The 20759-nt window shown below is 47.0% G+C and carries 24 protein-coding genes, 1 tRNA gene and 1 pseudogene; 21 read left to right on the plus strand and 5 right to left on the minus strand.

The window, feature by feature from the left end:
• Nucleotides 1–55 precede the first annotated feature (55 nt).
• From KQI26_RS09385 to KQI26_RS09405, 5 genes are all read left to right on the plus strand, one after another.
• A complete protein-coding gene (locus KQI26_RS09385) occupies nt 56–697 on the plus strand; it encodes a hypothetical protein (protein ID WP_216504216.1) in 642 nt (213 codons plus the stop codon).
• A 458-nt stretch (nt 698–1155) separates the two neighbouring features.
• A complete protein-coding gene (locus KQI26_RS09390) occupies nt 1156–1578 on the plus strand; it encodes an RNA polymerase sigma factor (RefSeq protein ID WP_216504217.1) in 423 nt (140 codons plus the stop codon).
• Nucleotides 1579–1895: 317 nt separating this feature from the next.
• On the plus strand, nt 1896–2039 hold the full coding sequence (locus KQI26_RS09395; RefSeq protein ID WP_165860255.1) for a hypothetical protein: 144 nt from the start codon (nt 1896–1898) through the stop codon (nt 2037–2039).
• A 92-nt stretch (nt 2040–2131) separates the two neighbouring features.
• Nucleotides 2132–3841 (plus strand): recombinase family protein, encoded by a 1710-nt coding sequence (locus KQI26_RS09400; protein ID WP_216504218.1) that lies wholly within the window; start codon nt 2132–2134, stop codon nt 3839–3841.
• Nucleotides 3842–3855: 14 nt separating this feature from the next.
• Entirely contained in the window at nt 3856–4206 is a 351-nt protein-coding gene (locus KQI26_RS09405) for a recombinase family protein (protein ID WP_216504219.1), read from the plus strand.
• 52 nt (nt 4207–4258) lie between these two features.
• On the opposite strand, the gene KQI26_RS09410 is transcribed toward KQI26_RS09405, so the two are convergent.
• The 3 genes and pseudogenes from KQI26_RS09410 to KQI26_RS09420 all read right to left on the minus strand — a co-directional run bounded on the left by KQI26_RS09410 (nt 4259) and on the right by KQI26_RS09420 (nt 6551).
• Nucleotides 4259–4334 (minus strand) — tRNA-Pro (locus tag KQI26_RS09410).
• Nucleotides 4335–4622: 288 nt separating this feature from the next.
• Entirely contained in the window at nt 4623–5039 is a 417-nt protein-coding gene (locus tag KQI26_RS09415; protein ID WP_216504220.1) for a hypothetical protein, read from the minus strand.
• Nucleotides 5036–6551 (minus strand): annotated as a pseudogene (locus KQI26_RS09420) (DNA methylase). Before KQI26_RS09420 ends, KQI26_RS09415 begins: the two are co-directional and overlap by 4 nt.
• Before the next feature lie 536 nt (nt 6552–7087).
• On the opposite strand from KQI26_RS09420, the gene KQI26_RS09425 reads away from it, so the two are divergent.
• The 14 genes from KQI26_RS09425 (at nt 7088) to KQI26_RS09490 (ending at nt 17609) form a co-directional block, all read left to right on the plus strand.
• Nucleotides 7088–7807, plus strand: a complete 720-nt coding sequence (locus tag KQI26_RS09425; protein WP_216504221.1) for a hypothetical protein — start codon at nt 7088–7090, stop codon at nt 7805–7807.
• Nucleotides 7808–7848: 41 nt separating this feature from the next.
• The gene (locus tag KQI26_RS09430; protein WP_216504222.1) at nt 7849–8559 is read left to right on the plus strand and encodes a hypothetical protein; all 711 of its coding nucleotides are present in this window, start codon (nt 7849–7851) and stop codon (nt 8557–8559) included.
• 103 nt (nt 8560–8662) lie between these two features.
• Nucleotides 8663–9079, plus strand: a complete 417-nt coding sequence (locus tag KQI26_RS09435; RefSeq protein ID WP_216504223.1) for a hypothetical protein — start codon at nt 8663–8665, stop codon at nt 9077–9079.
• A gap of 277 nt (nt 9080–9356) precedes the next feature.
• Nucleotides 9357–9740, plus strand: coding sequence for a BlaI/MecI/CopY family transcriptional regulator (locus tag KQI26_RS09440; protein ID WP_216504224.1), 384 nt, complete (start codon nt 9357–9359; stop codon nt 9738–9740).
• 4 nt (nt 9741–9744) lie between these two features.
• Nucleotides 9745–10920, plus strand: coding sequence for a M56 family metallopeptidase (locus KQI26_RS09445; protein ID WP_216504225.1), 1176 nt, complete (start codon nt 9745–9747; stop codon nt 10918–10920).
• Between the two features lie 36 nt (nt 10921–10956).
• A complete protein-coding gene (locus tag KQI26_RS09450) occupies nt 10957–11184 on the plus strand; it encodes a hypothetical protein (RefSeq protein ID WP_216504226.1) in 228 nt (75 codons plus the stop codon).
• Nucleotides 11185–11581: 397 nt separating this feature from the next.
• Entirely contained in the window at nt 11582–11806 is a 225-nt protein-coding gene (locus KQI26_RS09455) for a transposase (protein WP_253292777.1), read from the plus strand.
• Nucleotides 11807–12031: 225 nt separating this feature from the next.
• Nucleotides 12032–12736 carry a hypothetical protein gene (locus tag KQI26_RS09460; RefSeq protein ID WP_216504227.1) on the plus strand — a complete coding sequence of 235 codons (705 nt, stop codon included), beginning with the start codon at nt 12032–12034 and terminating at the stop codon, nt 12734–12736.
• Between the two features lie 46 nt (nt 12737–12782).
• On the plus strand, nt 12783–13484 hold the full coding sequence (locus tag KQI26_RS09465) for a hypothetical protein (protein WP_216504228.1): 702 nt from the start codon (nt 12783–12785) through the stop codon (nt 13482–13484).
• Between the two features lie 24 nt (nt 13485–13508).
• On the plus strand, nt 13509–14111 hold the full coding sequence (locus tag KQI26_RS09470) for a hypothetical protein (protein WP_216504229.1): 603 nt from the start codon (nt 13509–13511) through the stop codon (nt 14109–14111).
• A gap of 219 nt (nt 14112–14330) precedes the next feature.
• The gene (locus KQI26_RS09475) at nt 14331–14756 is read left to right on the plus strand and encodes a sigma factor-like helix-turn-helix DNA-binding protein (RefSeq protein ID WP_216504230.1); all 426 of its coding nucleotides are present in this window, start codon (nt 14331–14333) and stop codon (nt 14754–14756) included.
• Nucleotides 14749–14997, plus strand: coding sequence for a helix-turn-helix domain-containing protein (locus KQI26_RS09480; protein ID WP_216504231.1), 249 nt, complete (start codon nt 14749–14751; stop codon nt 14995–14997). The genes KQI26_RS09475 and KQI26_RS09480 overlap by 8 nt, the downstream gene beginning before the upstream one ends.
• Nucleotides 14998–15562: 565 nt before the next feature.
• On the plus strand, nt 15563–15826 hold the full coding sequence (locus KQI26_RS09485) for a DUF6870 family protein (protein WP_118746537.1): 264 nt from the start codon (nt 15563–15565) through the stop codon (nt 15824–15826).
• A gap of 97 nt (nt 15827–15923) precedes the next feature.
• A complete protein-coding gene (locus tag KQI26_RS09490; protein ID WP_216504232.1) occupies nt 15924–17609 on the plus strand; it encodes a recombinase family protein in 1686 nt (561 codons plus the stop codon).
• Between the two features lie 488 nt (nt 17610–18097).
• Here the strand turns inward: KQI26_RS09490 and KQI26_RS09500 are convergent, their stop codons facing one another.
• Nucleotides 18098–18619: a cob(I)yrinic acid a,c-diamide adenosyltransferase gene (locus tag KQI26_RS09500; RefSeq protein ID WP_216504233.1), complete on the minus strand. Its 522-nt coding sequence runs from the start codon at nt 18617–18619 to the stop codon at nt 18098–18100.
• A 117-nt stretch (nt 18620–18736) separates the two neighbouring features.
• On the opposite strand from KQI26_RS09500, the gene KQI26_RS09505 reads away from it, so the two are divergent.
• A complete protein-coding gene (locus tag KQI26_RS09505) occupies nt 18737–19057 on the plus strand; it encodes a hypothetical protein (RefSeq protein ID WP_216504234.1) in 321 nt (106 codons plus the stop codon).
• Nucleotides 19058–19071: 14 nt separating this feature from the next.
• Nucleotides 19072–19668 (plus strand): GGDEF domain-containing protein, encoded by a 597-nt coding sequence (locus tag KQI26_RS09510; RefSeq protein WP_216504235.1) that lies wholly within the window; start codon nt 19072–19074, stop codon nt 19666–19668.
• Nucleotides 19669–19757: 89 nt separating this feature from the next.
• Here the strand turns inward: KQI26_RS09510 and KQI26_RS09515 are convergent, their stop codons facing one another.
• On the minus strand, nt 19758–20696 hold the full coding sequence (locus KQI26_RS09515) for an aminopeptidase (protein WP_216504236.1): 939 nt from the start codon (nt 20694–20696) through the stop codon (nt 19758–19760).
• Nucleotides 20697–20759 lie beyond the last annotated feature (63 nt).

Below are 20759 nucleotides of genomic sequence, written 5' to 3' on the forward strand. Positions count from 1 at the left end.
TATTTTAGCTGTCCTTAAGGGGCAGCTAAAATTTTTATAAAGCGAGGTCTTATCTATGAAGAACAAAAAAATATTAGCAGTGGGCTTGTGCGGAGCAATCTGTTTGAGCCTTGCCGGTTTTACTTATGCAAATGCACTGGCTTCAGACGCACCAAAGAATTTGGCATCTGAAACTGAAAACACATCCGGCGTCGATATTCTCTATCATGATACGGATGGTGGACAAATCAGCGTTGACGGTAAAAATTGGGTTGCCGAGGCAGATTATGAGAAGAACAATGCGGCACCGGATGTGCAGTGGTGGACAGCCGAAGAGTACGAGGCTTGGATGAACGAACAGAAAAATGAAATGGAAGCGTTGATTGGAACTGGAGATGGTTGGTATGATGGGCAAGGCGTATTCCATGAATTTACGCAGGAAAGCGTAGATGCTATGATGGACAGCTATAAGGAAACTCTGGAAAGTATCAAAAAGGGAGTATTGTATTCCAAAGACGACGGTGACGGCGATACCTACTCCATGATTCCACCTACTGAAGATGTAGTTTCCTCTTATAGTGTTGATGTAACAAAAGATAACGGAAAAACAGTACACATTGGGGATTATTCCACAGTTGAGGAATTAGATAAAGCCATTTCTGATGCAGTTAAAAATGGTCAACTCACACAAGAAGAAGCGGACTCCGTTCAGAAATAATGACTAAGCCATTCTGCCGGACGACGGCAAAAGAAAAAAAGCCGTCGTAATGCAGACAAATTGACACGCCCATTTGAAACGGCGGCTTTGATTTTCAGAGCCGCCGTTTCTTTGCGCCTACACACAAACCAATGACGACCCATTGAAACTGTAAAGGCACGGTGGCCTATGGAGGTATCGCCGTGTCCATTTTTGCTTTCTGTAATCCCCCTAATACTCTGCGGTTAAAAAAAGCCCATGCCCCGCAACGGAGTATTCTGGATATGAACATGAAATAAATAAGTACAATAATAACGGTAATATTTCATGCGCCCGCATAGCGTCATGCTGTGCGGGCGTTTTTATATGCCCGCACCTTGGGACAATTTGTCCCAAAGCAGCCAGCCCCGGCTGTCGATCCCCGCCGTTCCTCCGTTCTGTTCACCCACCCACACATGAACCGAATGGAGGAAATACAAATGACGACCATCAATCTGAAGGACTTTTACGCTTGGTACACCCATGATGAATACATCGAAGTTTCCGACGAAGTGGCCGCCGAGCTGAAGGCGGACAAGCTGTATGAGGCAGCCCATCAGCGGCGCACGACCCGCAATAAGGCGCAGTATTCCCTCAACTGTGACGATGGGATCGAATACTCGGCCTGCCTGCATGAGCCGACGCCGCAGGAACTTCTGGATCGCATGGAGTTGTTTGTCCACCTGTGGAACGCCCTCAACTCTCTGCCGGAGGTGCAGGGCATCCGGGTAGAGGCGCATCTGATTCTCGGCAAGAGCTACCGCCAGATTGCCCGAGAGCAGGGAGTGGACAAGAGCGTTGTTCGGCGCTCGGTGAAGCGCGGCATGTCTGCTATGAAAAAATATTTGAAAAAAGTTCTGTGAGCGGGGCTCCATTTGCCCGATTTTTGTCCTTGGTATATGAGAGGTAGTTTTCACTTCTCCGCAGCAAGGTAGTCGATGCTCCGTCACGGATCGTCGCTGTCCGCTGTGAGGGAGCGCCGCATTAAATATGAGCTGTCTTATGACAGGCCAACAGGAGCGGGTGCGGCGCTCCCGCCTTTCAAAAACACCTTGGGACATTTCGTCCCAAGGTCATAAGCCGCAGGCCAGCACCCGGCAAGAGTGCTGGCCTGTTTGCTTTCCCAATGGACAACAGGGAGAGCTATGATTTTGTTTTGCATCTGTGAAAGGAGGACGCCATGACTGAAAAGCCCGCTGCGGAAGAATATGTGTACCATATCGGAAAAATCCGTTTCATCGTCACGCCTGTTTACAAGGAAACAGGAGAGCTGATGCGTGACATCCTTTTGAAGCTGATGCTGGCTGACTTGGAGCCGGTATAACCCCATCGACATCCTTAACATGGGCGGTCGGGCGAGGTATAATATAGTCAGGATGAATGACCTCTTGCTTGACTGCCAGAGAGGAGGTTTATATGAAACAGTCAAGCAAAAAACACGAACTCGGCACAGCCGCTCTCTATTGCCGACTGAGCCGTGACGATAATATGGACAGCGAGTCCAACAGCATCCAAAATCAGCGGAAGATACTTCAAAAGGCCGCCAAGGACAAGGGCTATACCGACACAATCTTTTTCGTGGATGACGGTATCACGGGTACGACGATGAAGCGTCCCGGTTTTCAGAAAATGCTGACCGCTATCGAGGCCGGGTATATCTCGGCGGTGTTCGTCAAAGACCTGTCCAGGCTGGGGCGCAACTACATTGAGGTCGGCAAGCTGACGGAAGAATTTTTCCCGCTTCACGATATACGGCTGGTGGCTGTTTCCGATGGCGTGGACAGCGATGAAGGCGAGGACGATTTCACCCCGTTCAAAAATATTATGAACGAGTATTATGCGAAAGACATTTCCAAGAAGCGCCGGATCGTGAACAAGATGAAAGGAAACGCAGGCGTTCCGCTTTCTCCGCCGCCCTACGGTTACATCAAAAACCCGGACGATCCCCGCTTTTGGGTGGTGGAGCCGGAGGCCGCCGAGGTGGTACGCCGGATCTACCGTATGGCGCTGGAGGGTTACGGGCTGGCGGAAATCGCCGCCCGCCTTGCCGCCGATGGTGTGGTCAATCCCACCTACTACTGGCGCAGCCGTGGGACGAGCCGGGGCGGGTCGAAAAGCACCGTGGAGCCTACCAAGTGGGGGCACACCACCGTCAAGAAGATCCTCACCTTGCAGGAATACTGCGGCGATGTCATCAACTTCAAAAGCTACTCCAAATCCTACAAGATGAAAAAGCGGATCGAAAACCCGGAGGAAAACCGGGCGATCTTCCTCAATGTCCATGAAGCCATCATTGACCGCCAGACTTGGGAAAAGGTGCAGGCGCTCCAAAAAGGGACGCGCCGCAAAAAGCCCACGGTCACGCAGGAACCCAGCGTATTCTCTGGCCTGCTGAAATGCCCGGAGTGCGGCGGCAACCTCAATTTCCACTTCAACCAGAACAACCACGACATCAAGTTTTTCAGCTGCCAAAATCATAACTCCGGCTATCGCAAGTGCAGCAAGACGCACTATATCCGGCTGGACTTCTTAGAGCAGGTTGTTTTATACGAGGTCAAGCGGCTGGCCTGCTTCGCCAGCGAATACGAAAAAGACTTTATCAAAGTTATGATCGGACACTCGGCAAAGGTGGCGGAAAATGCCACGCTCCGCAAGCAGCGGGAGCTGGACGCTCTGACCGCCCGTGACCGGGAACTGGATATGCTCTTTGAACGGCTCTATGAGGACAATGTAGCGGGAAAAATCGACGATGCCCGGTTTTCCAAAATGTCCAAACGCTACGAACAGGAGCAGGGTGAAAACGCAAAGAAAATCAAGGCTCTGCGGCTGGAGCTGAAAAAGGACGAGAGCAAGCGCATGGACATTGATGATTTTCTTGAAACGGTGCGGCAGTACACGGACGCGACTACCATTACAAAGCGCATGGTCGCGGAGCTGATCGACCACATTGAGGTGTACCACGCTGAAAAGCAGGACGGCGTTACCAACCAGCGTGTCGATATTCACTATAACTGCATCGGTGCCTTTGATGTGCCGGATCGCCGGAAGATCCCGGAGGCCGACATTATCATGGAAACAAGAAAAGGCGTAGCACTCAGCTACGCCCCGGAACAGGTTGCGGTATAAGGAGGTACGACACGATGAAAGCCTATTTCTATTGCCGGGTCGCTCACGACGATAGCTTTTCCTTGGAACAGCAGGTCGCCAAACTTCGCCGTTATGCGGAACAGGCTGGTTACACCATCGTTGGTGTTGCCGCCGAGCATGGCTCGGGATTGACCCTTGACCGTCCGGCTCTGCAAGAGCTGACGGAGGCCGTTCTTGCCGGAAAGGTGGATGTGGTGCTGGTAAATAGCCTTGACCGCTTGGGGCGGGATTGGGGCATGACAAAGCAATACATCGACCTGCTGACCGAGCACAAGGTCAAGCTGCTGTGCGTGCGGGAACGGGTGATGATCGACAGCTCCAGCTTTTCACCATTCTTCACATAAAAAAGCAGAGTGTCCGTTACAGGATACTCAGATCCTATAAGGACACTCTGCATGGTCCGAGTGACAGGATTCGAACCTGCGGCATCCTGCTCCCAAAGCAGGCGCGTTATCAGCTGCGCTACACTCGGATATGAAGGTGTGGGACGGTTCAGGCGTATTTTTCCAATTCAGCACCTGGGACTTAAATTTCCCTCTTCCGGTTCCAGGGGGGCTGGCATATCTACTTAGACAAAGATGGTCCCCGTCCTTTTGCTACTGTGGTCGTTACAGCTGTTGTCTATGTCCTTGTTCTTATAATGTTCTTATAATCGTATCTGCTGTAGCTCCGCTCGCCATCCAGTGCTACCTCCAAGCCATTCTTCATGAATTCGACAATGGTCTCCTTGAACAGATTCTGGATGCTCTTAAAAACCATCTCAGAAAAGGGGGCTTTCTATATTTTTCACATCCTCCAGGGGGATCTTTGTGCCGTCTGTCAGCAGCATCCATTTTTCCAGCAGATGAAGCTTTTTCAGGTTTCCGGTTTTTGTGACATACCTGCCGCCGGACTTTTTTTCATCGGGAACAAAGTAGGTGACGGTGAGAGAAGGCAACTCATCCAGTTTTTCCAGAAGGAGCCGCTGTTTTCTGTCCAGTATTGCTTTTTCCTCTTCGCCCAAAACCGTTTTTTCCTCTGTCAGACGCCCGGTCTCATAAATGGCTTCCTCATAACCGGTAAGGGCGGCAAAAGGGGAAAACTGGGCAGCCCTGTCCAGCATTGACATCCGGGGATGTTTTTCCGAGACAGGGTGGGGAAGATGGATGATGTCACCGTATTTCTCAGTTGTGCTCATGCCTTGTGCCCTCCGATCTGCCCGTTCCGCTCCTTTGCCGTTGCGCCATCCTCCAGGTTCATTCCTTTGAGGATGGCGTTTTTTCCATATCGCTTTTTGATATGCAGCATGGCTTGCTGTATTCTTTTTTCCTGGGCCAGCTCCTCTTCTTCCTGCTTGTGTTTGGCTTCCAGAGCGGAATAGTCGGTAAAAAGATCAAGCTGCTGGAACTCCCCGAGAGGGGAGGGGGCAGAGGCTTCCTGGATCACATGGCTTGCGGTGATGTTCAGCCTTCGAATCAGAAGGTTTTTGTGAACGATCCGGTCGAACAGTTCTCCGGCAGCGTCCATGATCCGTTTAGAAGAAGAGGTGAAGCGTCCCAGCGGGATGGTGCCATGGGAGTGCTTGGGTATTTGCCGCCCACCGCCCATAGGGATCCTTCACAATTTCGCCGCGATAGGTTTTCAGGCGGAGGGGATCGGTGAGGTTTTCCATGTCGTAACCAATGGTAATGACCAGCTGATCGGTGACAAAGCCTTTGTCCACCAAATCCAGGGAAAGACTGTCCGCCATTTCCCGCAGCACAAGTCTTGCTTTTTCAGCATCGTAAGGCTTTGGCAGCACCTGTCCGGAGCCCATGCTGTTGGAAGCAGGTTTGTAGGCCTTGATGGCTTCCACGGTGCAGGGTTCCCAGCCCCAGGCATGGTCGATGAGAAGCTCTGCATTTTTGCCAAACAATTTGTAAAGTAAGTCCTCATCAGTAAGGGAGCAGCGAGCCACATCTCCCATGGTGAACATTCCGTGTTCCTCCAGTTTTCTGGCATAGCCTTTGCCCACCCGCCAGAAATCGGTGAGGGGCCGGTGGGCCCAAAGGGCCTGGCGGTAGCTCATTTCGTCCAGTTCTGCGATGCGGACACCGCTTTGGTCGGATGGAATATGCTTGGCCACAATGTCCATAGCTACTTTGCACAGATAAAGATTGGTGCCGATACCGGCAGTGGCTGTGATGCCGGTGGTTTCCAGCACATCCAGAATGATTTTCCGGGCCAGGTCCCGGGGAGAGAGCCGGTAGGCGGCAAGGTAGTTTGTCACATCCATGAAGACCTCGTCGATGGAATAGACAATGATGTCCTCCGGGGCGATGTACTTCATATACACCTGATAAATGCGGGTGCTGTATTCCATATAATAGGCCATGCGGGGCGGCGCAACGATGAAGTCAATGGCAAGGGAGGGATCGGCCTGGAGCTGGGAAAGGAAATGGGATGAGCCTGCCAGCCGGCGGCCTGGTGCATCATGGCGCCGGCCTGCATTGGCTTCTTTGATGCGCTGCCGGACTTCAAACAGTCTTCCACGGCCGGAAATGCCATAGCTTTTCAGAGAGGGGGTCACCGCCAGGCAGATGGTTTTGTCGGTGCGGCTTTCATCCGCCACCACCAGATGGGTGTCCAAGGGGTCCAGCCCCCGCTCCCGGCACTCCACCGAAGCATAAAAACTTTTTAGATCAATGGCGATATAGGTGCGGTTTTTCATGCTCCGGTTTCCTCCTTTGCGGATGTCCTCGATAGGGAATGGGATAAAACGAACATTTGTTTGTTTTTATCCTATCATAAGGGCTGTTTATAAGTCAACTATATTGTGCTGCCAGGGGAAGAAAAGAGATGGACAATTTTGGCGTAGGCAAAACAAGCCGCTTGCAAACACAATTTGCTTGCAAGTAGCTATTGTGCGTTTGTTTGGAGTTTGAGGGGAGATAACATTGGAGTAATAAACCTGTAGTTTAAAATATTGTAAGGTATAGTCGCTTTGCAGGTCCGTCATTCATTTTGCACAATAGATCATAAAAATAAATAGAGATTGCTGTTTGATCATGTGCGTTTGTTACAAAAAAAGAACCTTTTTTTGTTCAATTTTGTTATTGCATATGAGGACTGTTGTTTAGTTTTATTATAACATCACTTAAAAAGAAAAATAAATAAATTATGAGGCGAAACCGATGTGCTAAAATTTTTAAAACAAAAGACATGACATAGGTGCTGTTATGAATTGAAGTTTAGGGGGATAATTTTATGAAAATGAAACATTTTGTTTTGGCGTGTACGATTGGTACTTTACTGATGGCATGTAATATTTTTGCTGCGGATTTACCACAAGCAGAAACCACATCTCCCGAAAATGTATCGTTGGAACAAACAGAAAGTTTTAAACAATACATTCTTGGGTTTTATGGTGATGAAATGGAGCAGTATACTATGTTTGATGAGAATCAAACTGATGTTACTGCGCAGTTTTATGCAGATACAGTAGACTTTTATAATACTGGAAATTTCGTTTTGATCCATGAATACGCAAAAAATAATCTTTCCACTATTCGATATGAAGAGATTGAAAATGTGATTCCCACACATGCCGGAAATACTACATATAATGCATCTAATGTATTTCGTCACTTTACGAGATCAACAAATTTTAATGGCATTTATACTATGGAAGTAGAAGCCAAATTAAGTGCAACATACACTGTGGACTCTCAGTGGGATGTAATTGTGTCTGCTACGAGCCCTGTAGTAAACTATGTGCACTATATTTCTAAGAGTAGCTCTGCATTATATACTAATCCGGAATCCATTTCGACATCGTATAGTATTGATCCTAATGGATTGCGTGTTGTTTTCTCAGCTAATGTCGGGTTCAATGTTTTCTTTGGCCCAGATTATGTGGAACATGTTTATTTTGACGATTGGTATATGTCGCTTACCAAAGTTACAGATGGAAATCCGAATACCTAATTTGCTGATGAATCTATTATGATAAGGAGGAGGCGTTAATTGTGAAATCTGTTCATCGATGGGGTGCGCTTCTGCTAGTTGCAACATATCTATTTACATTTTCTTCAGTTTTTGCGGTTGATAATCCTGTAACAACTGAGATGGCTACACCAGCTGCTACTTTGGAAGAATTTCTCCCTGCTTTTTATCAATCAAGTAGAAATGCGACGACATATTTTGAGATTTTAAATAGTCAAAATGTTGATGTTGCATCTCAATTTTACCAAGATACGGTTTCGTTCTTTAATGCAAATAACTGGGAGAGCATCAAACAACATATTTGTGATGAAGGTTTGTCCATCAGACAATATCAACTAAAAGATGTTGCACCAGCTAGAGCCGGATATGTTTATACTTGGACAGTCAGACAAACGGTTGTTCAAGAGATACAAAATCTGAACGGAACATTTACCAATTATCTTATCGCCAATTTGGAAGCGGATATAGAATGCTATATAGATATTGACAATGATATAGGCATTATAAACTCAGTGGATGAAAGAAATGTTCGAGTATCCTGGGAACATCCGTATTGGGGACTTTACGATCCTCCAATTATTGAAAATGTGGATCTGTATGCTACTAGAACTGCAAATGGTTCCCAAGCCACAATTGGTGTACGGTATTATCTTTGGGCAGGAATGAAATCCAATCCATGTGGAAATTATGATACCCATTTTACTTTTACCAAAGAGGATATCCCGAACACATAAAGCCAGACATGTTTTAACAAATCTTATGGGGGATGGCTATGATCTTTATAAAAAACACAAGTGGACACTAATCGCCCCTTGTATTTTGGTGATATTGTGGACAGTGATGGAGGTGGCCGGAACCCTTATTGGACGGTATGAGAGTTCTTTATGGGAACAACTTGCCACATTGCGGAACCAAGCGGAAGCTTCAAAAATTGAAGAGAAAGTAGAATCTTTGAGATCTATTGGTGCTTTTTTCACTAATTTTAGTGGGTATCTCATCTATTTTTTCGTGGCATTGCCGTTGCTGTCGTTGGTTCTAAAACTGGATTGGTGGCTCACTTTAGCCTATTACCTTTTGGCCCATTTGTGTACATATATTTTCTCTTGTTTGATAATGGGCGGTGGATTGGAGATGTTCACAGCTCCTTTGCGGCAAAGTGGATATATGGTACTGCGAGGATATTTAATTTGGGCAGTATTTGCTATTATTCTTTACCTGAGGGAACAGCAGAGCAAAAAGAACAATCCAGTATAAAGTTAAAAATCGACCGGAAATATTTCCGGTCGATTTTTTTGAAAGTAATGAGTAAGTCTGCTGTTGGAAATGTCGTAGGTTTCGCCTTTAAGCAACAAATAAGGAATAGATCAAGATGTTAGATTTTTTTCTTGAAGCAATTCTATTTATGACTATTTTATGCTGCAAAAGAAAAAATAAAAATTAGTAATTATGAAAAATAAGTAAATAAAGAACATTGACACTTCACAGTAAAAAAGTTATAGTAATAAGTAAGTTGAAGAAAGGAGGAAAGATGATGAAGTTGACTAAAAGTGAAATGGAGATCATGGAAGTTCTGTGGAAGAATGGCCCCTTGTCCAGAACAGGTATCTTGGAGCATTCGCAAGACAGAAGCTGGAAGGAAAGCTCGATTCACATTCTGCTCAATGGCATGCTGAAAAAGGGCGCTATTGAAATTGCAGGCTTCGAGAAAATGGGGAGCCACTATGGCAGAACTTATGCGGCGGCCTTTACTGAGCCGGAATATGCTGCACAGCAGGTTCGGGTTATGGTGAACGGACAAAAGCATAGAGAAGACGCTGTGAAAACCATCATTTGTGCTCTGCTGAAAGATGATGATCTGTCCGACGGCACTCTTCAGGAGATAGAAAAGGTGTTGAAGGATATGCAGAGAGGATAGGAAAATGGGTGGAAATGATTATATTGTCGAGCGCACCTGGTTTAACGAGTTCTCTTTTTTAAATGCAATTGTTTTTTTCAGCATTTTTTCGCTCATTCTTTTTTTCCTTTGCCGGAAAACATCCTGGATGGAGCGCATGGGGCTGCGCCCTTTTTGGTTGTTTGTATGTTTGGCCGTTGTGCGGTTGGTTTTGCCCATTGAAATGCCGTTCAGTCAGATTCTGGGTTCGTGGATGGTTTTGCCGGCAATACAAAGATTTCTGAAGTATTCGCTGTTCCGCTGGCAAAGATATGATATAACTGTTTTTGGGGTGCTGATCGCTGTCTGGATTGCAGGGGCCGGCATTTTGGTTTGCCGGTTTATCTGGCAATGGATTGCTTACATCAAACGCACTTCCCGATATCCCCAAGCACCAGAAGAAATGCTGGAAGATGTGAAAGCGTGGATACCAGATTTTTGGGGGAGGGTGCGTTTCGTAGAGACAGGTTCGGTTCCCCACTTCAGCGGCTTTTTTCGACCAGCGATTTTTTTGCCGATGATGGATTATGAGATCCAGGATCTTCGGTTGATCCTTCTCCATGAATGGCAGCATTTTCGCAATCGGGATCAATGGAGCAAGCTGATTGGTTATCTGCTTTGCTGCCTTTTTTGGTGGAACCCCTTCATCTGGATTCTCAAAAGCAAGATGGATCAGCTACTGGAGCTTCGCTGTGACTATGCCGTGTTGGCAAAGCTGAAGAAGGAAGAGTGTGCGGATTACTATACAGTGCTCTTGAAGACATATCAATCCATGAAGAAGCAGAAAGGTTTTGAACCGGAAGGTATTCCTGCTTTGATTGGAGACCATAGCCATAATATTATTCTCCAGCGGTTTCAGATGGGACAAAGCTTTTCACAGATGCAAAAGCCCAGCAAAGTGTTGAGTATGGTTTTCAGCGGGCTATTAATGGCGGCTTTTTGTGTTTCCTATGGAGTGATCTTTCAGCCGCAGGGTCGTCCATCAACGACATACGATGGGAAAGGTGAAATAGTCCAAGGTGAAATATTTAATGAATTTCCGGAGGATAGTTATTTGACGCCCAATGAAGATGGAAGTTATACATTACATTGTGATGGTTCCGAGAGCATTGTACAGGATATTACAGTAGAGCCATTCGTATCGTTGCCTATTATAGAATAATAAGTATTTAATTGTGTAAGGAAGGAAGAGCTTAAAGTGAAAAAGAAACTAGCTTTTTTATTGATTTTCACGGGGATATTTTCGCTTTTTTGTGTAAATACAATGGCTTATGAACATAATGAAAAAGAAATAGAAAAAATAGAAAGTATGGAGCCATATGCAGAGCAATTTGAATGGTATTACCGGCAATATGAGGGAAAGACACAAAAACGCTTGTGGTCGGTTACTTATAGTAGATGGGTTACTGATTGGATAGATTGTTGATGAACAAATGAAAAACCTGGCACCGTTGAGATGCCAGGTTTTTTTTATTTGCTTAGAGGCAAATAAGAAAATAAGGCAGAATAAGTTTTGCAAATTGAAAAGTAGATAAAAATTATATATTGCAGATCGTTGGTAGAATGAAATTGCAGCACACCGTGTAAAGAGAGACAGCAAATATAGCTGTATAGGGAGAAGCAAAGGACAGGTCAGGGGATGAGTGTGAGATAGCATAAAAGTAATTCTCAACGAATTGTTGGAGGCCGAAGCATTAACACAAGCGGCCTGGTACGAGCGCAATGAGCAACGCCAGGGCTAATGCAGCGGCCACTAGAGCTACAACTTCACAATCACTTTCGGAGATGTTCCCCTTAAGATACCCAAACGCAAAGAGCGCTCCTTGGAGACAACTATTGTTGAGCGGTGTTGTTGGGAGAGCAGTGCAGAAAAGGCTCTCATTAAGATGTATATTGTCGGAGTATCCGTTTGGCGAGTGAAGAATATTATTAAGGCCTTCTGGGGAACAAAGTCTTTCCCACCACCATCAATGAGTGGAACAAGAAAGCATGTGTTCTTATTGAGAATTGGTGAAGCTGTCCTTTTTGTCACAAAGTTTGATTCTTGATACTACTTTGGTAATAAAGTTATTATAAAAATAACTGATGCAATGTAATATGTAAAGCTTTTATATTTTATTGTTACCAAAATATATTTTATATTGACAAATCGTCGAATACATAGTATATTGTTATTACAAAATGAACAAATGATTGGAGGAGATAACATAAGTGTATGGTGAAAATGAACATTGCTAAATGGGAGGGGGTTAGAATTAAAAAATAATGTTATCGTGAAAGCGATCAAGAAAGGAGATATGATCATAATGAAAAGGGCGATTGGTTTAGCCCTGTCTCTGCTTTTAGGCATAGGAATTTTTCCGGTAGAAGCAGCGGAAGTGGAGGACACTTTCACAACGGCCTCGATGAACTCATTTGTGGATTTTATGTCTCCGTTATATGAGGGCTCACAAGGCGAATATCTGTTTATAGATGCGGAGGGCAATGATATTACACAAACTGTCCTTATGGATACAAGAGAGTTAGGAAAAGATGCAGAGTGGGAAAAAATTCGCAAGTATGTAAATGAGAATGTGGCATTTATGAAATACGAACGGATAACAAATTCTGCAACTTTGGCTAATGGCACAAAAAGCATCACAAAGACGACAACATGTGGTGCGACAGTTCGTGGCGTAAGTGGGAGCCCCTCTGCCAGCAACTATACTAGAGAAGTTATTTGGGATATCAGCGGGACTGTATACTATAATGAAAGTACAGGACTGGTGACTTCGTATACTTCGGGTAGTATTTCTAATGCACATGTTATTCCGGTTGGAATGATAAAGTCTCAAAATATCACGGCTTCCAAAGCTTCTAACCAAAGATCAGTGACATATAATAGCTGGGTTGAAGCTGCAGAGGATAGTGCATATGGTGATTTTTATACGATTGTATATGAAAAAGCTTATGGTAATATGACAATTTCTGTGCCATAAAGATTGAGAGGTATTTGAGTATCTTCTAAAAGAAAGGAGAAAAATGATGAAAGCTGTTAAAAGATGTGGAGCTATTTCTCTGATTGCAATGCTGCTGTGTGTGCAATTGTCATCATCTACTTGGGCTGCTGGAACTGAAAATGTTCCAAATGAAACCAATACATCTTCTGAAAGTTTGGAAGGATTCATTGATTTTGTCAGTCCGTTGTACGAAGGCGGCGAAGAATTTTCTGCATATGAAATAAAGGGTATCAATGGCGAAAATCTGAAAGAACAGATGGTAGCGGATACACAGGATTTGGCAGATAATGGAGAATGGGAAGAGGTTCGGGAATATTGCAGAAGAAATTTGTCCGCAATTGAATACACACAGACAGGTAAATTGTTGACAAGAGCAAGGGATATTGCAAAGTGGGGAACCAAGACAATTCAAAGATTTAATGTTCCTCGTGTTTCTGGATACAATTATTCGGTCAATACTACAGATGTGCGCTTTAAAATAAGCGGGACCATTTATTATGATCCGAATACAAAAGTTATTTCCTCTGTATCGAGTACTACTGTTACAGATCAAAGCAGCACAAATGGAACAGTTGGTGTTGTGGATACTTATTCGTATCATAGCAATTACACAGGTACCTTTAAGGCGATCGCTCATCCTAAATGGGATGTATATGTGGGATCCATTTATCAGGGAACCATGGTGTTTGATAATGTAGAAGGCGTTTTGGAGGTCTCCCCCGATTGATAAAATATTAAGGAGGGGTCATAAATGAAAAAGAAGATATGGATTATAGGGCTAATCGTTCTATTGATTGCCGTTGTAGGCGTGGTTTTTTGGTGGCGCAATGCTGTGGGAAAACAGGAAGACGAAGCCTTTCTTCAGTGGATACGGCCCTTCTACAATGAGGAGCAAGGGAATTATATCTTCCAGGATGTAGAGGGGACGGATATTACTCAGCAAGTGATGCAAGATACCCAGGATTGGGCTAAAGCGGAGAAATGGAACGAAGTGCAAAAGTATGTACTGGAAAAAGTGTCTGTAGCTTGTCATGAAAAAGTGACAGAAGGCGATGGGAAAATACAGAAGGTTGCTGCTTTTGCACAGAGTACTGGAGACAAGGAGCCCTGGGTCTTTTTCACTCTGGAAGGGACGGTCTATTATAATGAGGCTACTGGCCTTGTAACATCGCAGGAACAGGGAACTTTGAAAGAAGTTTGGCTGTTGCCACGGGATGATAAAGCGGTGACAGGTCAGTCGGTGACAAACTCTGTTTCTACAGACTCAAAATCGGTGATTTATGCAGGCTATGTAGAAGTGGGGGATAAGGGAAAATTCCACGGCGAAATGAAAGTGGAAGTTCCACAGGAGTAAGATAAAATAGGCCGCATTGGAAGCTATATGTTTCCATTTTAAGCTGTATTGAAAAAGGTAAAAAAGCTGGCTGTCTGCTTTATGCAGGCAGCCAGCTTTTTTGCAATAAAAATTCAGGAAATTTGAGGAAAATTGACCAAAACCTCCCTTTGTCATTGGGATAGAGAGTGAAAAGAAAAAACCGGCCTCTCGGCCTGAGAGAGGAGGTGAAGATAACAAATGCTCTCGATTTCCCAAATGGAAACCATACGCCATCAATTTGACAGCTTCTGCCGAAAAGTGCTGCGGGAGGAGAGCCGCAATCTCAAGGTGCAATATGCACGCAGAGCAGAAAGAGAAGTAGCCCTTTCTCAGCTCTCCGAAAAGCAGCTTCAGGGATTCAGCATAGAAGATCGATATCCGTCTGATGTGATCTGTTTTGAAGTAGGACGGCATCGTGTGTCTATCCAGGATGAACGCCTGGCTGACGCGCTTTCTCAGCTATCTGAAGAGAAAAGAGACATCATTCTGCTGGCTTACTTTTTGGACATGAACGACAGAGAGATCGGAGAAAAGCTGGCTATGATGAGACGAACGGTACAGCGCAGGCGGACCAGTACGCTGTGCGAATTGAAAAAACGATTGGAGACGAAACAGGATGGGTAAAAAACAGGCAAAGGGCAATTTGCTTCCTTTTTCTCTTGTGGAGCAAGCGGCCAGCGGAGATATCGAAGCGATTGATCAGTTTTTAAGGCATTACGCTGGTTACATCCGGACGCTGGCCACCAGAAAATTTTATGATGAAGATGGCATGCCTCATATTTGCGTGGATGAAGAAATGTGCAAAAGGATGGAAATCAAGCTGATCACCCGGATCCTTCACTTTCGGGTCACTCCGGTAAAGTAAGGGCCAGGCTGCCGTTTTGCGGATTTCGTAGTTGTTCATATAAACCCTGGAAAATAGGTTCCAGGGTTTATATGAGCCAGTATGACCTGGCTCGGCACATTGACAAAGAAAAGCGCCAACGGCGCAGAATAGGGCAAACAGGACTTTTGCACCAGAGCGAGCCATGAGGAAGCGCGCCATGAACTTGAAAAAGTGAGCGGAAAAAGTGATCACTGAAACAAACCGGCAAATTGTGGGCCACGACCTCTGGTGCTTTCAAAGATACTCCCGGATCGAACGCCCTCAAGGTATTGTCCGGCGCACCCATAGGAATGGGGCGAGGTGAAAACCTGTGAGACTGTGGCCAGCAGCCGCCTGTTTGCTTTTGATTGATCATAAGCGTTTTAGATAGAATGGTTGACCGGAGAAAAATGGTGTAGATGGAAGGCAGCAAAGACTAAAGCAACACCGAATTATATCTTTTGATAATCTACAAGGCTACGATCTCTTTCTGGGGGACTTGTGGGTTACCGCATAAAGCAAACCATTTGCTGCATACATCTGGGAGAAAGGAGGTACATGCTCTATGCAAGAACAGATTGATCTGGCAGAATTGGCAAGTGTGAATATTCAAAAGATCAGCAAAGGAGAACTGGTGGATGCCAGTAATTTGCATTTTGATCTCCAGGTCCCACAGAAATCCCGGGCGGCCTATCTTCTCAATGCGATTGGAAATCCTTATTGCTTCCGTGTGGGAGAGCTGAGTGTCAAGTTGGAGTTTGTAGAACATGGGTCGTCTCTGCAAGATGTGCTCCTCACCTTTCTTCAGAGAAAAAAGAGTGGCCTTTGATTCTATCGCTTACCTTTGAGTTGCTTTTCCCATTTTTTGATGATGTCAGTGGAAAGCAGTATAATATAGGTGTAATGTGATAGGGAAGGAGGCTAATATGGCACGGAAAAGCCGGGCTATGACCCAAACTGTTGCAAAAACCAAACACAGAGTATGGAGAATTGGAATTTACATTCGTCTTTCCAAAGAGGATGCTCGGTGCTTAGACGAGTCCGAAAGCGTCACCAACCAGCGGGCGATCATTGAGGACCATATCGCCGGGTTCAACGATGGTGACGAGTACATCATCGTGGACGAATATGTGGACGATGGCATTTCCGGAACGACGGATGATGAGCGGGATGACTTCCAGCGGATGCTGGCTGATATTAAGCGAGGCCGAGTCAACTGCGTTATTGTAAAAGACCTTGCCCGCTCCTTTCGCAATTACAGCGATCAAGGTTACTATCTGGATGATTGGTTTCCACGGTATAATGTCCGTTTTATCTCCCTGTTCCACCAGCCCCTGGACAGCTATAAAGAACCTCAGAATATGCGGAGCATCGCAGTACCCATTCAGGGAGTTCTTAACGAAAACCATTGTGCGGAGACCTCCGACAAGGTGCGGGAAGTATTTGATATGAAGCGCCGCAATGGGGAACACATCGGTTCCTTTGCCGCATACGGTTATCTGAAAGATCCGACGAATAAAAATGCTCTTGTGGTGGATGAAGAGGCCGCTGGCGTTGTCCGTGACATCTTCCAGATGTTTTTGGACGGCATGAGCAAAAATGCTATTGTCCACTATCTGAATGATCACGGCGTCCTTTGTCCCGCAGCTTATAAACGAGAACGCCTTGGACTGAAATATCAGAATCCAAGTTTGGCTCCTGATAAGCGCCCCTTGTGGTGTGCTATGACGGTGGGTAAAATCCTGCAAAACCGGATGTACTGCGGCGACATGGTACAAGGGCGCTACCGCATGAAAAGCTACAAGATCCATGTGCAGGAGATCGTTCCTCAGGATGAATGGTATATCGTAGAGAATACCCATGAAGCTATTATTGAGCGGGAAATTTTTGAAAAGGTTCAGCAGCTTCTCATGCGGGACACTCGCACAGGCCCCCAGCAGAAGAAACTATACTTGTTCAGTGGATTTCTGAAATGTGCCGATTGCGGAAAATCCATGACCCGCAGCAAAGTGGGAAATACGGTATACTATTACTGCCGTACTTATAAAGACCAATCCAAGAGCGCTTGTACCAAGCACACAATTAAGCATACCCAGCTGGAAGCCGCCGTTCTCTGTGCAATCCAGCAGCAGGTCTATTTGGCCGTAGACTTCTCCAAGACCATAGAGCAGATCAACAAAGCTCCATTGGTTAAAAGCCAGTCCAAAAAGCTGCATGATGCCATCGAACAGAAAGAACGGGAGTTTGCTAAGATTGTCCGTTATAAGCAGGCAATCTATCAGGATTGGAAAGATGGCGAGATCACACACCGGGATTACCGGCATATGAAAGAGGAATATGAACAGCAGGCTGAGACATTGAACCAGGTTCTGGAACGGCTCAGAGAAGAACAAAGGGAGCTGGAAAACGGCATTGATATGGAAAACCCCTTCTTGGCAGCCTTCCAGCAGCATCAGAACATTGAAAAGCTGACGCGGGATATCTTAATTGAATTGGTGGACCATATCAAGGTCTATGAGGGAGGTAGCATCAGCATTGCGTTCCGGTTTGCCGACGAGCTGCGCCGGATCAGAGAGTTTATCGAACTCAATACTCATAATGAGGCGGTTTGACAAGAAACCGCATTTTTACAGATTATTTGTTTTCCTAAATAAACCGTTCCGGTGGGGCCGGTAGGCCCGGTAGGTCCAGTAGGGCCGGTTGCTCCAGTGAGACCGGTAGGCCCGCTAGGTCCAGTGAGACCGGTAGGCCCAGTAGCACCGGTGAGGCCAGTAGGTCCGGTAGGGCCGGTTGCTCCAGTGAGACCGGTAGGCCCAGTAGCACCGGTGAGGCCCGTAGGTCCAGTTGCTCCGGCGGGCCCCATGGGACCCATCGGTCCAGTAGAACCAGTTGGTCCGATTGGCCCGGTTGGGCCAGTGGCCCCGGCCGCTCCTGTGGCCCCTGTGGTTCCGGCGGGCCCCATGGGACCCATCGGTCCGGTGGGGCCTTGGAAACAGCAGGTGGTAATGCAATGGCAGCGGCGGGGTTTATTTTCAGTAGGGTAACAATTCATTCCAATCCCTCCACAGGCATTGTATGCCCAAAGGGCAGAGGGTGTGCTTTATCGTTCGATACCGTCCCGGGCCAAAACACCTTGCTCCGTATAGTAGTGACGGACTTCTTGCATTTCAGTGATCAGATCGGCTTTTTCCATCAAACAGGATGGCATATAGCGTCCGGTGAGTACCAATTCCATCCCTTGAGGACGCCGCTCGATCAAGGCCAGTACATCCTCTTCCTGAATCAGCCCGCACACGATGGCAATGCTGATCTCATCCAGAATCATTACATCATATTGACCGCTTTCCATCAACTGTGCCACATGCTCCAGCCCTTCCTGTGCCGCTTGACGGTCACTTTCTTCTGGCGGACGATCAATAAAGCAGCCTTTGCCCAGAAGCTCTATTGTAATCTGGGGCAGCGCTTTTTCCATCAGACGCACTTCACTGTATTTCATATCTTTCACAAATTGACCGATATAGACCCGCAGCCCGGCCCCAGCGGCCCGCAGAGCCAGGCCCATGGCGGCAGTGGTTTTTCCTTTGCCGTTGCCAGTGTAGATTTGCAGATATCCTTGCTTCATGGTGTACCTCTTTTCTTTAAAAGTAACTGTTGGATAGCATGCTGATTATAGCAACACAGGCTAAGGCTGTAAAGTGGTGTGAGCGAGGGAGAGTGGAGAAAACAGGAGACCGGTGAAATGGCAATACGGTCCTATTACGGACCTTTGACAGGATTGATATTATTTGCGGTCTTTTTGCAGACAAACCAATTATTGACCAGGCGGGAAAAGAATTTGTTTGCTTGCGAACTAACAGTGGTGGGAATGATGCTGCTGGCCACTTCCGATGCCTGCGTCTCCCAGGCTTCGGAGGAAGTACAGTGGCGGGCCCGGGCCATAGCCAGTGCTTTGCAGTTTGCTTTGGCGCCTATGGCGCCGTTTTTTTCTGGTACAGTTGTGTCACCCTATGCACCGGATCAAGCAGCGGCTGTTTGCCTTGCCGGTAGTTATCAATTGTAGCGGTGGCCCTGGTGATGATAGGGGCCAGTGGGATTGAGGTGATTCTCCATCTCCGCGGCGTTCTTTGGAGCACAGCGACGATTTGTCTGATTCTCTTGTTCTTTGCACTTACTGTTACAAAGGTATTGTATGATCCTTTGACCGGGACATATAGCCGCCTGGCCTATCAGAAGCGGTTGGAGTGTATTCGGTGGAAGAGCCAGATCACTTTGGCCATGGTGGATATGAACGGCTTGAAAAAGATCAACGATTGTTTGGGCCATGGGGCCGGAGATCAGGCAATCTGCCAAGTTGCTCAGGCATTGAGCGCCATCCGGTGTCGAAGATTGAAAGTGTATCGATACGGAGGAGATGAGTTTGTGCTCATCGGAGAAGGGCTGATAGCCGGCCGTCTGGAACGGGAGCTGGAGGGAGCTCTCGTGCGGTGCGGTACAGTGGAAGGGATGCCAGTCTCTTTTGTCTATGGTGTTCGGCAGGGCCGGGGCGCAGAAGTGGAAAAGCTGCTGGGAGAAGTGGATAGCCAGATGTATGTGAACAAAGCACAAAATCTGGCCGATGATGTAAGCCATCCAGAACCCAGCGGCGGTTATTTCGGTGGCGGCCAGGCCTGATAAAAAATAAAATCACAGAAAAAGGCCGACCGTTCTTTTGGAATGGCCGGCCTTTTTGGTCGGTGAAAGAATGAAGTTTTGCCGGTCAATCAGAGAACAAATTCTCCCTGACGGATGACCTGCACATCGTCCAGATACAGATCGGGCTTCAGAATGATGCCGTCCATGTGGCAATCGGCTTTGTTCACGCCGCCGAAGGAAGTGTTGGTGCCGAAGGCAATGTGCACCGTACCATAGACCTTTTCGTCCTCCAGGATGATGCCCCGCAGAATGGCTTTTTCATTGGTGCCGATGCCCAACTCGCCCACTGTGCCGTTTTCCGGCTTTTGCAGCAGGATGGCAAGCTTGCCGTCGTCCCCGTCCACACTTTGCAGCACGCCGTCCTTGATGTGCACCGTGATGGGCTTTTCCAGCTTGCCCACGCCCACCATGCTGCCGTCAATGATCATGCTGCCATTGACCCCATTTTCCATGGGGGCGATGTAGGCCTCGCCGGAAGGCAGATTGCCGCTCTGACCCTTTTCCCGGTAGACGCCGGGGGAGGGGATGCCTTTGCGACTCTGGAGATCCAGGGTGAGGGTGTGGCCGTCTTTGCAGATGCGGGCGGTGCTGGCTTTGGTGAGCATTTCGGTCAAAGTGCCGGTGAGCTTTTCCACCTGGTCATAGTCAGCGGTGATGGCCCCTTCCTGGAACATTTCCTGGGTGATGCCGGGCATGGTGGCCAGTCGGGCGCCGTTCTTCACGGCATTGATCCGGGCGTTGGTATGGGTAAGAGATTTCTCTGTGGGGCAGATGATCACCTGAGACACCGCCATGGCAGCGGCCACCGGAGCAGGGGGCTCCTCACCGGAAACAGAGCGGGGAGCCATTTGCATCAGCATGGCTTCAGCCCCCAGAGATTGAGCTCCTTCGTACAAGGCCCGGCCGATCTCCGGACGGCTGTCATCGGTGACGATGAGCACGGTCTCGCCCGCTTTGACGGCCAGGCTGGAGCACAGTACCGATTTTGCGTTTTCCACAAGATCCATTGGTTGTTCCTCCTGAATTGATTTGGGCGGCGCAGGCTGTGCGCCGCCCAACATATTTTTGGC

Source organism: Intestinimonas sp. MSJ-38, assembly GCF_018917925.1.
Lineage (GTDB): Bacteria > Bacillota > Clostridia > Oscillospirales > Butyricicoccaceae > Pseudobutyricicoccus.